Consider the following 13,473-nt stretch of genomic DNA (forward strand, 5'->3'; position numbering starts at 1 on the left):
CAGGCGAAGGGCGGGAGCGTTAGACCTCTGCCTCGGCACCGTGGTGCGGCGAGCAGAGTCGGGGAGGGACGGCAGCAGAGGCCCCTGGCTCATACCTCGTCCGATTCGAGTACACCGTCTGACCGGCACGCCCATCGCTGGCGTCGGCATCGGTTGTGTAACCGATGGCGGCCTGCGCAAACCGACAACCCGGGGGCGATCACCCTCCTGGCCGTCACCCAGATCCGCCGGCAGGGACGTTGTCAGTCCGCCGTGGAACCGCCAGACGTGCGCGTGCTGTTGTGCAGCTGCTGACGGATCCGTCACGTGCATGGGGACTGCCCCGAGTTCAGCTGACTCGTGGCAGTCCCGTCCGGCCGGGAGGTCCGCTTGAACTGTCAGCTCAGGGTGAAGCTGAAGGTGTGGGGTCTGGGTTGGAGGTCGTGGGGTGGGAGGATCGGGGCGCCGCTGGTCGGGCTGCCGAGGCCGTGTTGGAGGGCGTCGAGGGTGAGCCAGAGGTGGTCGCCTGGGACCAGGTCCTCTGGGTGGTCCGCGGCGGCTAGTTGCGCGGTGGTCCAGCGTCTGGCGGTGAGGGCGAACGACGGATCACCTGCGACCGTCAGGCGGCCTGCGGGGCCGGAGAGTTCGGCCCAGCGGACGTCTCCTCGGGCGCCGTTCTCCTGGGGGTAGAGGTACTGCACCTGCAGTTGTTCCACGGTCGCGGTGTAGCGGCCGACTCGGCCGGCGGAGCGGGAGTCGGGGTACGCAGGGCCGGGGCCGAGGCCGAACCAGGTGACCTCCCGGAGCCCTGCCGGCAGACCTAGGGTCACACCCACCCTCGCCCACGGGACTGTCCAGGTGCCGACCGGTTCGACCTCGACCTCGGCGGTCAGGTGGCCGTCTGTCGTGCTCCAGCGGTACGTCGTGAGGACGCCCGCGGCGGATTGTGCCGCGCTGACCTTGGTGACCACGGTCAGCCGATCGCCATCGGAGTCGACCGAGACGGTGCGGTAGCGCAACCGATGCAGGCCGGCGTTCGCCCAGCGAGCCTTGCGGTCGAGCGTGGTCGCGTCCCACGTCCTGGCGTCGTGCTGCGTAGGCGCACGCCACAACTCCAGCGGAACATGCTCGACCGACCACTCGTGCAGCCCCACCAGCCGCCCGTTGCGCGGGTTGAACCGCCCAGGCCCGAGCACGATCGAGCCGTCACCCCACCCCGGTACCGCAGTCCGCCGCACACCAGCAACGGCGGTGGTGGGTCGCCGGCTGTTGGTGGCAACTTGACCTTGGGCGAAGGAGATCTCGTGACCGGCCGAAGCCCAAGGTGTATCGGCGGCCAGAGTCGCGCGGACCGTCAGCCAGCGTTCGGCGTACTCCCCGGGCAGATCGAGCGCTTCCTTCGGCAGACCGACGGTTGCCTCGGCCCTGGATTCCACCACCGGCATCGCGAGTACACCCTGCGCCACCGTGACGCCGTCGTCCGCCAGTTCCCACTGCAGAGCCAGGTGGGACGTGTCCACGGTGTCGTACTTGTTGGCGATCCGCAGTACCCCGGCGTCGACGTCCACTGTCAGCAGCACCGGTTCGAAGGCCTTGCGTACCTCGGCCAGGACCGGCTGCGGCGTGAGGTCGGGGAAGACCAGCCCGTCCAGCACGTACGTCCCGTCGTGCAGCTCTTCGCCGAACTCGCCCCCGTACGCGTAGCCGCCGTCCGGCCGGGCGATGCCGTGTTCCATCCACTCCCACAGGAAGCCGCCCTGGCAACGCGGGTACCGGTGGAACAGTTCCTCGTACTCCGGCAAGCCGCCCGGACCGTTGCCGCCGGAGTGCGAGTACTCGCACAGGACGAACGGCATCGCGCGTCGGCGGGCGTCCAGTTCGGGGTCGTCCAGCGGTTCCTCGGTGCGTTGCCCGATCGCGTCGACCTCGGCGTGCGAGGCGTACATCCGGCTGTAGACGTCCACGGATCGGCAGGACAGGTCGCCCTCGTAGTGCACCGGCCGCGACGGGTCCCGGTCCTTGGTCCAGGCGGCCATCGCGTCCAGGTTGCGCCCGGTGCCGGCCTCGTTGCCCAGCGACCACATGATCACGCTCGGGTGGTTCTTGTCCCGCTCGACCAGCCGCCGCATCCGGTCCAGCGACGCCGCCTCGAACCGTGGGTCGTCCGCCGGATTGCCTTCCCAGCCGAGCAGGAAGAACCCGTGCGTCTCGTAGTCGGCCTCGTCCATCACCCAGAACCCGAGCTCGTCGCACAGCGCGAGCAGCCGCGAGTCGGGCGGGTAGTGGCTGGTCCGGATCGCGTTGATGTTGTGCTGCTTCATCACCAGCAGCTCCTGCCGCAGCCGGTGGTCGGGCACCACGCGGCCGAGGACCGGATCGTGCTCGTGCCGGTTCACCCCGTGGAACAGCACTCGCCGCCCGTTGACGGTGAGTACCCCGTCCTCGATCGCGACCGTGCGGAACCCGACCCGCAGGTCCACCGACTCGGCCTCGGTCGCCACCACCACGTCGTACAGCCGCGGCACCTCGGCGGACCACGGCTCGACCCCCGGGATCGTGAGCGGCGCACCCGCCTCGGCGGTGAGCCCCAGCTCCGGAATCCTTACCGTTGCCCCAGGCACCGATTCCACCAGCAGCGTGCCGGTACCGGTGTGGTGGTCGTAGTCCGCATGCACGAACACATCGGCCACGCCACCGGCCGGTCGCGCGAGCAGGGTGACGTCGCGGAAGATCCCCGGCAGCCACCACATGTCCTGGTCCTCGAGGTAACTCCCCGACGACCACTGGTGCACCCGCACGGCGAGCACGTTCCTCCCCGGCAGCAGCTGAGCGCTGACGTCGAACTCGACCGGCACCCGGCTACCCCGGCTGACCCCGAGCTCGGCCCCGTTCAGGTAGACCCGCGCACAGGAGTCCACCCCGTCGAACCGCAGCACCGCCGGGACGCCGGACCAGGTCGCGTCCAGCTCGAACTCCAGCCGGTGGTCCCCGGTGGGGTTCTCGTCCGGTACGAACGGCGGGTCGACCGGGAACGGGTACGGCTGGTTCGTGTACGCCGGCCGCCCGAACCCGTGCATGGGCCAGCTCGACGGGACCGCGATCGTGTCCCAGCCGGCGTCGTCGAAGTCGGGCTGCTCGAACCCGGCCGGCGCCTCCGCGACCGACTCGGCCAGGTGGAACCGCCAGGTTCCGTTCAGGCTCAGCCGCGGCGCGTCCGACCGGACGGCGGCGCGTGGTGCGAGGGCGCCGTACCCCGGGCCCGGGTCCTCGTAGTACGTCATCGTGCTCCTCCCGCTGGTCGGGTCGTCCCGCGCGATCGGTCCACCGCGTCGTGCCAGTCGGCCAGCCGTCGTTCCCGCAGGTCGGGATCGAGGGCCGGCCGGAAGTCGTCGTACACCGGGGCCAGGCCCGGCAGATCGGCCGCCGACCAGAGCCCGCACCCGACACCCGCCAGTCGCGCGGCGCCGTGAGCGGAGAGCTGGCCGTCCGTGGATCGCCGGACGACCCGGCCGCTCAGATCGGCCTGGAGCTGCATCAGCCCGTCGTCGACGGTGCCACCGCCGTCGGCGAGCACGGTCGTCACCGGAGTCCCCAGCGCGTCCACCGCGGCGAGCACGTCCTCGACCTGGTACGCGATCGACTCGACCGCGGCTCGGGCGAGCTGTGCCGGCGTGGAGCCGAGGGTGAGACCGCTGACCAGACCGACGGCCGATCCGTCCCACCACGGCGCACCCAGCCCGGTGAAGCCGGGGACCAGGTGGATCCCGTTGCTGCTCGATTCGGCGGCCAGGGCAACGACCTCGGCGGGACTGCTGCCGAGGAACCCGGCCAGCCAGCGGATCGTCGCCCCGGTCGCACGAATGTTGCCCTCGACAGCGAACCGCGGTTCCGGGTCCGCCCACGCGATCGTCCGGCACAACCCGGCGGCGACCTCGGTCGAAGGATCGACGAGACCCATCACCGACGAACCGGTCCCATACGTCACCTTGACCGTCCCGGGCTCGCTGACACCGTGCGCGAACAGCGCCGCATGCGAGTCACCGAGCACGGCCGTCACGGGAACGCCGTCCGGCAAGGGTGCGAGCCCCTGGCACTTGCCGAGCGGCCCGGCCGACGGCGAGACTTCGGGGAGACAGGCGCGGGGGATACCGAAAAGGTTCAGCAGGTCGTCGTCCCAGTCGGCGCCCTCGAGTCCGAGCAACTGGGTCCGGGACGCGTTGCCGAGCTCGGTCCGGTTCTCACCGGTGAGCCGATGCAGCAACCAGGCGTCGATCGTGCCGACCCGGAGCCGCCCCGATCGGACCGCGCGCGGATCGACGTGTTCCAGCAACCACCGCGCCTTCGACGCCGAGAACATCGGGTCCAACGGCAACCCGGTCCGGCGAAGAACGAGCTCGGGGACGTTCTCCCGCTCGGCCAGTTCGGCGACGTCGGCAACGGTCCGGCGGTCCTGCCAACTGAGGACCGGGCCGACCGGTTCGCCGTCCTCGGAGTCCCACAGCACGACGGATTCACGCTGGGTGGACAGACCGACGGCGACCACCCGCGTCGCGTCGTACCCGTCGAGGCAGTCGGCGACCGCCTGGTGCACGCTGGCGAGGATCTCGTGCGCGGACTGCTCGACATGTCCCGGCGCCGGATGCCGCTCGGAGACGGCGGCCCGGCCGGTCGCGACCGCCTGACCGGATCCGTCGACGAGGACCGCCTTGGTCGCGCTGCTGCCCTGGTCGACGGCCAGGACGAGCGGTTCAGCGGCCGGCATCGGCGAGGACCGAGCGCGCGGAGTCGGCGATCCCGGTCGCGGTCAGACCGAAGTGCTCGAGCAGGAACTCGACATCCCCCGTCGGGGCGAACACCCCCGGTATGCCGAGCACCCGCACCCGCGTCGGGCAGTACCGGGCGGCCACTCCGGCGACGGCGGCACCGAGGCCGCCGCTGACCGTGGCCTCCTCGACCGTCACGATCCCGCGGGTCTCCCGCGCCGCCGCGATCACGGCCGCCTCGTCGAGCGGTTCGACGAACGGTGCGGCCAGGACCCGGGCGGAGATCCCCTCGATCCGCAACAGCGAGGCGGCCTCGACCGCCCGCCAGACCAGCGTGCCCGCGGCAACCAAGGTCACGTCGTCGCCGTCGGTCAACGGGACGAAGCGGCCCGGTTCGAGCGGGGTGTCCGGCGCGAACAGCTCGGGCACGGGGGAGCGGGGGATCCGCAGGTAGCTCGGTCCCTCGGTCGAGACCGCCCAGCGCATCGCGGCCCGGGTCTGGGTCGGGTCGGCGGGGACGACGATCGGCAGGTTCGCGATCGCGCGCAACCAGGACAGGTCCTCGATCGAGTGATGGGTCGGGCCGAGCTGGCCGTAGGCGACGCCCGGGCTCATCCCGCACAGCACCACGTGCCGATCGGCGTACGCGATGTCCGCCTTGATCTGCTCCAGCGCGCGGCCGGTGAGGAACGGAGCGGCCGCGCAGACGAACGGCAGCAGCCCACCGTTGGCGAGTCCGGACGCGACGCCGACCATGTTCTGCTCGGCGATCCCGACGTTCACCAGCCGGTCCGGGAACTCGTCGCGGAACGCGGCCAGGTTGCTGGAGCTCACCGAGTCGTTGCAGACAGCAACAATACGCTCGTCCGCCCGGGCCAGCGTGGCCAGCTCGTCGGCGAACGCCTTGCGGCAGTCGTACATCGTCCGGTCGGCGGGGCGGAGATTGGTGGACTCGATCATCTGCTCAACTCCGCCCGGGCCAGGGCGAGTTCCTCGCCGGTCGGGACCCGGTGATGCCATTCCACTCGATCGGTCATGAAAGACACCCCGTGTCCCTTCTGGGTATGGGCGATGACGGCGGTCGGCCGGTCCGGCGTACTGGCCGAGAACACGTCGGCGAGGGCCGCGTGGTCGTGGCCGTCGACCTCGGCGACCGTCCAGCCGAAGCTGCGCCACTTGTCCGCCAACGGCTCGAGCGCGTTGGTGTCCTCGGTCCGCGCGCCTTGTTGAAGACCGTTGCGGTCGATCACGGCGGTGAGCGAGCCGAGTTGCTGGTGGGCGGCGTACATCGCGGCCTCCCAGTTGCTGCCTTCCTGCAGTTCGCCGTCGCCGAGAATCACCACGGTACGCGCCGAACTGCCCCTGAGGCGGGCGGCCAACGCCGTCCCGACCCCGACCGGTAGGCCGTGGCCGAGCGGACCGGTGTTGGTCTCGACCCCGGGCACCTTGGTGCGGTCCGGGTGTCCGTTCAGCGCGGACAGCGGCGCCATGAACGTGGCGAGCTCCGTGGCGGGGAAGTACCCACAGGAGGCCAGCGTCGCGTACAAGGCGGCCGCGCTGTGGCCCTTGCTGAGGATCAGGCGGTCCCGGTCCGGCCAGTCGGGCTCGGCCGGTTCGACCGAGAGCACCGCGGCGTACAGGGTGACGAGGATGTCGGTGACGGAGAAGTCGCCGCCGACGTGCCCGAGTCCCGCGCGCTCGATCATGGTGAGCACATCGCGGCGGACCTGGGCGGAAGCGGTGGCGAGCAGGTTGGCGCGTTCGTCCCGGCCGGCGTCGCGGACGCGGTCCCGGAACGCTCGCCAGTGGTCGACTTGCGGGCGGCTCGAGGTCAACATAGAATACCTATTCACTAGCGCATGGATGTTCCAATTCTGCAGGGCACCCGCCGGATGCGTCAACGCCCGCCCGCCTGCCGAGTCCGGTACCGGCCGAACGTGTCATGCTCTAGCCAGGACTCGAGACAGGGACGGATCGGCATGACGATGGCGAACGCGGGCCGGGCGGGAGCGCGGGCAGGAGCCCAGCGCCAGCCGTCGGCCGACCATCTGCGGCTGCTCACCAAGGTCGCGAAGCTGTACCACGAGCAGGGCATCCGGCAGCCGCAGATCGCGGCCCAGTTGCACATCTCCCAGCCCCGCGTCTCCCGCTTGCTCAAACAGGCCGTGATGGCCGGCATCGTCCGTACCGTGGTGATTCCGCCTGGTGGTGTGCACACCGAGCTCGAGGACGCCGTCGAGCAGAAGTACGGCCTGCGCGAGGTGATCGTCGTCGACGCCAGCGGCGAGGACGACGCGCACATCATCCCCGCCCTCGGCGCGGCCGCCGCGGTGTACCTGGAGACCACGCTCACCGGCGGTGACCGGATCGGCATCTCGTCGTGGAGTTCGACCCTGCTGGCGACGGTGGAGTCGATGACGCCGCGCCCGACCCGGGTGGCCGAGGAGGTCGTCCAGATCCTCGGCGGCGTGGGCAATCCGGCCGCCCAGTCCCAGGCCGCGCGGCTGGTCGGCCGGCTGGCCGATCTGACCGGTGCCGCGCCGGTCCAGCTGCCGGTGCCCGGCCTGGTCGGCAGCCCGAGCGCGAAGCGGACGTTGATGAAGGACGGCGTGGTCAGCGAGGTGATGGCGGCCTGGACCCGGCTCAGCCTGCTGCTGGTCGGGATCGGCAGCCTGGAGCCGTCGCCGCTGCTGAAGGAGAGCGGCAACGCGATCTCCGCCGAGGACCAGAAGGTGCTGCGCGACCAGGGCGCCGTCGGCGACATCTGCCTGCGCTTCTTCGACGCGGCCGGCAAGCCGGTCCGCTCCGAGCTGGACCAGCGCGTCCTCGGCCTGAGCGCGGCCCAGGTACGCAACGACGACCTGCGCAGCGTCGGCGTCGCCGGCGGCATGCGCAAGTACGCCGCGATCCGGGCCGCCCTGCTCGGCGGCTGGGTCGACGTGCTGATCACCGACCGCACCGTCGCCGAGCAACTCGCCGCCGACTGAGCCCCACCAGCACTCAGGACCGAGAAGCACTCAGGGCCGAACCGGCACTCACTGTCCCGGCAGCACCCTTGACACCGTGCACCTGCCGTCCTACGGTCACGCTCTGAATGGATTCCCATACTCTGAATAGAAATGCGGATGCGATGACGACGAGCGCACGCGGTTACACCGGTGGCATGTGGACCTTCGGACGGATCATCGATCGCTACGCCACCGACGGCTACGGCCCGGTGGTCGGCACCCTGCAGACGATCGAGCTGGCCGCCGCCTCGGGCCTGCAGGGCCTGGATCTCAACTACCCCTTCGACCCGGGCGTCGAGGTGGCCGACGTCAAGAAGGCGCTGGCCGAGCACAGCCTCGCGGCGGTCTGCGTGACCCCGGTGATCTACGACCGGCGGTTCCGCAGCGGCTCCTTCACCAGCGCCGACCCGGACCTGCGCCGGCAGGCGATCGAACTCGGCCACGAGGCGGTCCAGGTGGCCGCCGACCTGGACGCGCGGTACGTGAAGTTCTGGCCCGGGCAGGACGGCTACGACTACCCGTTCCAGACCGACTACCCGACCTTGCGCAAGCACGCGATCGACGGCATCGGCGCGGTCGCGCGGGCGTTCCCCGACGTCACGTTCGGGATCGAGTACAAGCTGAAGGAACCGCGGAACCGGCTGTTCTGGGGGACCGCGACGGCCAGTCTGCTGGCGATCGAGCAGATGAAGGTGGACAACGTCGGCCTGGTGATCGACTTCGGCCACTCGCTGTTCGCCAAGGAGAACCCGGCCGAGGCGCTCAGCCTGGCGCACGGGATGGGCCGGCTGGTCGACATCGAGGTGGACGACAACTACCGCGAGTGGGACGACGACCTGACCGCGGGATCGCTGCACCTGGTGGAGACGCTGGAGTTCCTGCACGTGGTCCGCACGATCGGCTGGGACGGCCCGCTCAAGCTGGACCTGTTCCCGTACCGCGAGGACGCCGGCGAGGCGGTCCGGGAGAGCGTCGCGGCCCTGCGCGAGCTGGAGACGCGGGCGGCCAAGCTCGACCTGGAGCAGTTGCGGGCGGCCCAGGCGAACCACGACGCGATGGCCGCCCAGAAGGTGGTCCGGACGGCGCTGTTCTCCTGATGCCGGAGCTCCGGCGACGACCCGTGCCGTGGTCATCGCCGGAGCCTCCTGATCATCGTGCGGTCATCGTGCGGTCATCGGGCGTCGATCCACACCGTCATCGGCCCGACGGCCCGGTTCGCCCAGGCGTAGTAGGGGATCGCGGTCAACGAGACCTCGGTCCCGTCCCGGCGCCGGGCCGGGACGGCGAGCGTGGTGATGCCGCCGAGCAAGTCGGCCTGCTCGGTCTCGACCAAGTCGCCGGGCAGCAGCGCGGCCTGGTCCAGGACGACGCCCTCCGGCTGGTCCACGTGCTCGAAGCAGTACACCAACGGGCCGCGCTCGATCGCGACACAACCACGGACCGAGTCGATCCGATCGTCCGGCACCGTACGCCGCGCGCGGACCGGCAGCTCCAGGACGACCACGTCACCGCGCTGCCACGTCCGCTCCAGCGACTGGGTCCGGCCGACCTCGCCGACCGGCTCCGCGTCGCCGTTGACCGTGAGCGTGTATCCCTCGGCCCAAGCGGGGATGCGCAGGTCGAGCTTCCACGGCTGGTCCGGCGTCTCGCTGACGGTGATCGTCACGGTGCCCTTCCACGGGTACCGCGTGCCGACGTCCAGCCCGACTCCCGCACCGTTGACCTCGGCAACGACCTTGGCCGGCGCGTAGAGGTGCAGCTGGACACCGTCGTCGTTCGACGTCGCCACCAGCTGGTCGAGCGAGGCCAGGGTGCGCATCACGTTCGGCGGGCAGCAGGCGGTGCCGTACCAGGGCTGCCGTCCCGCGACCGCGGAGCGCTGGTCGTCCGCGAACGCCTGGTCGCGCACCTTCAACGTGTTCACGTAGAAGAACTCGCCACCGGTCAGCGAGACGCCGGAGATCACCGCGTTGTACAGGGTGCGTTCGAGCTGGTCGGCGTACTTGCTCTCGCCGGTCGCCAGCAGCATCCGCCAGCTCCACTGCACGCTGGCGATCGCGGCGCAGGTCTCGCAGTACGCCGCGTCCGGCGGCAGCTCGAACGGATCGCCGAAGGCCTCGCCGTACCAGCGGGAGCCGACGCCACCGGTCAGGTACGCCTGGCTGTCGACCATCGTCTGCCAGGTCTCGCGGAGTGCGTCGAGCAGCTCGGTGTCGTCGGTCTCCACCGCGACATCGGTGGCACCCGACGCCAGGTACAACGCGCGCACGGCGTGGCCGGCCAGGATCCGCACGTCGCGGACGGGCTGGTGGTCCTGGAAGTACGCCGGGCCGTGGTGCCCCGGGACGACCAGCAGACCGTGGCCGCGGGCCTCGACGAAGTACCGGGCCAGGTCGAGGTAGGTCTTCGTCCCGGTCGCGCGGTACAGCTCGACCAGCGCCATCTCAATCAGCGGGTGGCCGTCGATCCCTTCGGTGCGATCGGCGCCGAAGTACCCGGCCAGCAGGTCGGCGAAGCGGGTCGCGACGGTCAGCAGGGTCCGGTCGCCGGTGGCCCGGTACTGCGCGACCGCGGCCTGCAGGAGGTGGCCCGCGCAGTACAGCTCGTGACCCTTCTCCAGGTCGGTGAAGCGGCCGTCCGGGATCGCCAGCCGGATGTGGGTGTTCAGGTAGCCGTCCGGCTCCTGCGCCTCGGCGACCAGGGCGCTCGTGCTGCTCTGCCAGGCGGCGTAGGCCTCCGACGGCTCGCGGCTCTGCTCCCAGGCGACCGCCTCCAGCCACTTGTACACGTCGGAGTCGGCGAACGGGCGGCCGGTGAAGCCGTCGGCGACGGGCTCGCGACCGGCGGCGCGGCGCAGGTTGCGCAGCGTCCCGGCCTCCTCCAGCCGGTCGCCGGCGGCGGGGATGGTGGCCTCGCGGTTGATCTGCTGGCGCTCGGACCAGAAGCCGCCAGTGATCCTGGCGGCGCCGAGCGGCAACGGCCGCAGGGCGGTACTCGCGAGCGGGGCGACGGCGGCCGATCGATCGAGCGGCTGCGATGAGGGCATGGGTGAGAAGCACCTTCCTGTCGGCACGACCGGACACGTGACCGGTCGGCTGGGCGGGCTGGCCGGGATCGTAGCTGCCCACGCCGGGCCCGGGCAAGGGTGGATGCAAACGATTGCTGCGGCACTTTCCGGCGTCCGAACCCGGTCGGCGACACACTCTTGACACCCCGTCGTAACCTCCGCAACCATGAGGGCGTCATTTCATTCGGCAATGACTAGATATTCACCAATCGTTCGCCCCGGTCGGCCCGCTCAGCGCCGCCGCAGCGAGAAGTGAGGCGTGAAGATGACCGAGACCTCCCCCGACGCGGTCACCGGCTGGACCCGGCGAGGCTTCGTCGGCACCGCGGCCGCGGTCGGCACGGCCGCCGCGATCGGCATCGGGTCCACCCCGGCCGCGCAGGCCGCCGGGGCCGTGACCACGGCCGGCGACAGGATCCCCGCCTTCCCGGGCGCCGAGGGCGCCGGCAAGTGGGCCAAGGGCGGCCGCGGCGGATCCGTCTACGAGGTGACCACCCTGAACGACTCCGGTCCCGGCTCGCTGCGGGACGCGGTCTCCGGCTCCGACCGGACCGTCGTGTTCCGGGTGTCCGGCACGATCCAGCTGGAGTCCCAGCTGCTGATCGCCGGGAACAACCTGACCATCGCGGGCCAGACCGCGCCCGGCGACGGCATCTGCCTGTCCGGCCACTCCACCGGGGTCAAGGGCGGCGCCCACGACATCGTCATCCGCTACCTGCGGTTCCGCCTCGGCGACGCCACCGCGGTCGCGGACGACGCCTTCAACACCAACGTGCCCGGCTCGGTCAGCCCGGAGATCCGCAACCTGATCATCGACCACTGCTCGTTCAGCTGGGCGGTCGACGAGTGCCTGTCCCCGTACGGCAACTACGACGTCACCGTGCAGTGGTGCATCGTCTCCGAGGGGCTGGCGCTGTCGGCGCACCCGAAGAGCCGGCACGGGTACGGCGGGATCTGGGGCGGCCAGCAGAACACGTACCACCACAACCTGATCGCCCACCAGGGTGGCCGGCAGCCGCGGTTCGGGTACACCGAGAACCTCAACCTCGAGGTCGACTACTCCAACAACGTGATCTACGACCACGGCTACACCTCGGTGTACGGCGGTGAGTGGGCCAACGGCATCAACATCGTCGGGAACTACTACAAGCCCGGCCCGACCACGTTGCCCGAGGTGGCCCCGGTGGTGCTGTCCGCCAACCGCGGCGGCGCCTGGTACGTCGGCGGCAACCAGGTCGACGGGCACCCCGAGGTGACCGCGCACAACCGCCGCGGCATCCGGTACCCGATCGGCGGCATCCGGGAGCTGGACAAGCCGTTCCCGTTGACCGAGCAGGTCGAGGTGCAGGCGGCGGCCAAGGCGTACGAGGCGGTGCTGGCGAACGCCGGCGCGATCCTGCCGCGCCGCGACGCGGCCGACGCCCGGGTCGTCAACGACGTCCGCAACGGCACCGGCCGGCTGATCAACTCGCAGAAGGAGGTCGGTGGCTTTCCGGCGCTGGTGACGGCGGAAGCCCCGGTCGACTCCGACCACGACGGCATCCCGGACTGGTGGGAGCAGGCCAACGGGCTGAACCCGAACGACCCGTCCGACGCGCAGAAGATCGCCCCGAACGGCTACACCTACCTGGAGAACTACCTCAACTCGATCGTGCCGAACCCGGTCGGCAACCCGACCGTGCGGCTGACCAGCCCGGCCGACAACGAGGTGGTCGCCCGCCGGACCGCGCCGAACCTGACACTGTCGGCGGACGCGGCCCCGGCCAAGGGCGGGCAGCTCGCGAAGGTGGAGTTCTTCGCCGGCGACAAGCTGGTCGGTACCGCCACGGCGGCGCCGTACCGGATCAGCTGGAACAACGTTGCTGACGGCACCTACTGGGTGTCCGCGCGAGCCACCGACAAGTTCGGGACCGCGACCCAGTCGACGCCGCGGCAGTTGCACGTCAACGTGCAGGCCGGGACGCCGGGCTGGACGTCCGCGTCGATCGGCAAGCCGCCGGTGCCGGGCTCGGGCAGCCTGGACAGCGGGATCCTCACCATCAAGGGCTCCGGCCGCATCCTCGGCCGGACCAGCAACTTCCACTACGTCTACCAGAAGCTCAGCGTCGGCGGCGCCGGCTCGGTCGCCCAGGTCACCGCCCGGCTCGACTCGCTCGCCAAGGTGGCCAACGGCCTGACCGCGGGCCTGATGATCCGCGACAGCCTCGACCCGGCCGCGCCGTTCATGTACGGCGGACTCGGCTTCGGCGTCGCCGGCGGGTTCGGCACCATCAACGACCCGGGTGGTACGGGCAGTGTCACCGACGACGGTGGCATGAAGGCCCAGGCGATCCGGATGCAGACCGACGGTCCGACCCCGAGCGTCGGCCCGTGGCCGTGGGACGAGGGCGAGTACCTCGACCCGGCCAAGCAGTACTGGCTCCGGTTGCTGCGGCGCGAGCGCCCGCAGTCCCGGGAGGTCGAGTTCGAGGCGTTCATCTCCGAGGACAAGACGAAGTGGGACCGGTTCGGCTACGAGCGTCTCGTGATGCCGAGTCCGACCTTCTACATCGGTTTCGCCATCGACGGCGGGCAGACCACCAACGCCCTCGTCGACTACGGCACCGCGCGATTCAGCGCCATCACGGTCGAGCACTGACCCGACACCAGGGAGTAG

8 protein-coding genes are annotated in these 13,473 nt (G+C 70.8%); 3 read left to right on the forward strand and 5 right to left on the reverse strand.

Annotated elements, in window-relative coordinates:
- Positions 1 to 377: 377 nt before the first annotated feature.
- The 4 genes from FB561_RS32675 to FB561_RS32690 are packed head-to-tail and all read right to left on the reverse strand — an operon-like array spanning position 378 to position 6,580.
- Positions 378 to 3,260: a glycoside hydrolase family 2 TIM barrel-domain containing protein gene (locus FB561_RS32675; RefSeq protein WP_145813895.1), complete on the reverse strand. Its 2,883-nt coding sequence runs from the start codon at positions 3,258 to 3,260 to the stop codon at positions 378 to 380.
- Complete coding sequence (locus FB561_RS32680) at positions 3,257 to 4,741, reverse strand: FGGY family carbohydrate kinase (RefSeq protein ID WP_145813896.1); 1,485 nt, start codon at positions 4,739 to 4,741, stop codon at positions 3,257 to 3,259. The genes FB561_RS32675 and FB561_RS32680 overlap by 4 nt, the downstream gene beginning before the upstream one ends.
- Positions 4,728 to 5,702, reverse strand: a complete 975-nt coding sequence (locus tag FB561_RS32685; protein WP_202880971.1) for a transketolase family protein — start codon at positions 5,700 to 5,702, stop codon at positions 4,728 to 4,730. The genes FB561_RS32680 and FB561_RS32685 overlap by 14 nt, the downstream gene beginning before the upstream one ends.
- Positions 5,699 to 6,580 (reverse strand): transketolase, encoded by an 882-nt coding sequence (locus FB561_RS32690; RefSeq protein WP_145813897.1) that lies wholly within the window; start codon positions 6,578 to 6,580, stop codon positions 5,699 to 5,701. The genes FB561_RS32685 and FB561_RS32690 overlap by 4 nt, the downstream gene beginning before the upstream one ends.
- A 141-nt stretch (positions 6,581 to 6,721) precedes the next feature.
- Here FB561_RS32690 and FB561_RS32695 point away from each other — a divergent pair, with 141 nt between their 5' ends.
- Together FB561_RS32695 and FB561_RS32700 are read left to right on the forward strand one after the other, a co-directional pair.
- Entirely contained in the window at positions 6,722 to 7,729 is a 1,008-nt protein-coding gene (locus tag FB561_RS32695; RefSeq protein WP_202880972.1) for a sugar-binding transcriptional regulator, read from the forward strand.
- Between the two features lie 176 nt (positions 7,730 to 7,905).
- Positions 7,906 to 8,847: a sugar phosphate isomerase/epimerase family protein gene (locus FB561_RS32700; RefSeq protein ID WP_170284915.1), complete on the forward strand. Its 942-nt coding sequence runs from the start codon at positions 7,906 to 7,908 to the stop codon at positions 8,845 to 8,847.
- 74 nt (positions 8,848 to 8,921) lie between these two features.
- Here FB561_RS32700 and FB561_RS32705 read toward each other — a convergent pair whose 3' ends face one another.
- On the reverse strand, positions 8,922 to 10,796 hold the full coding sequence (locus tag FB561_RS32705) for a glycoside hydrolase family 127 protein (protein ID WP_145813899.1): 1,875 nt from the start codon (positions 10,794 to 10,796) through the stop codon (positions 8,922 to 8,924).
- A 286-nt stretch (positions 10,797 to 11,082) separates the two neighbouring features.
- On the opposite strand from FB561_RS32705, the gene FB561_RS32710 reads away from it, so the two are divergent.
- Positions 11,083 to 13,455: an Ig-like domain-containing protein gene (locus tag FB561_RS32710; RefSeq protein ID WP_145813900.1), complete on the forward strand. Its 2,373-nt coding sequence runs from the start codon at positions 11,083 to 11,085 to the stop codon at positions 13,453 to 13,455.
- Positions 13,456 to 13,473: the final 18 nt, after the last annotated feature.

The sequence above is a fragment of the Kribbella amoyensis genome, assembly GCF_007828865.1.
GTDB lineage: Bacteria > Actinomycetota > Actinomycetes > Propionibacteriales > Kribbellaceae > Kribbella > Kribbella amoyensis.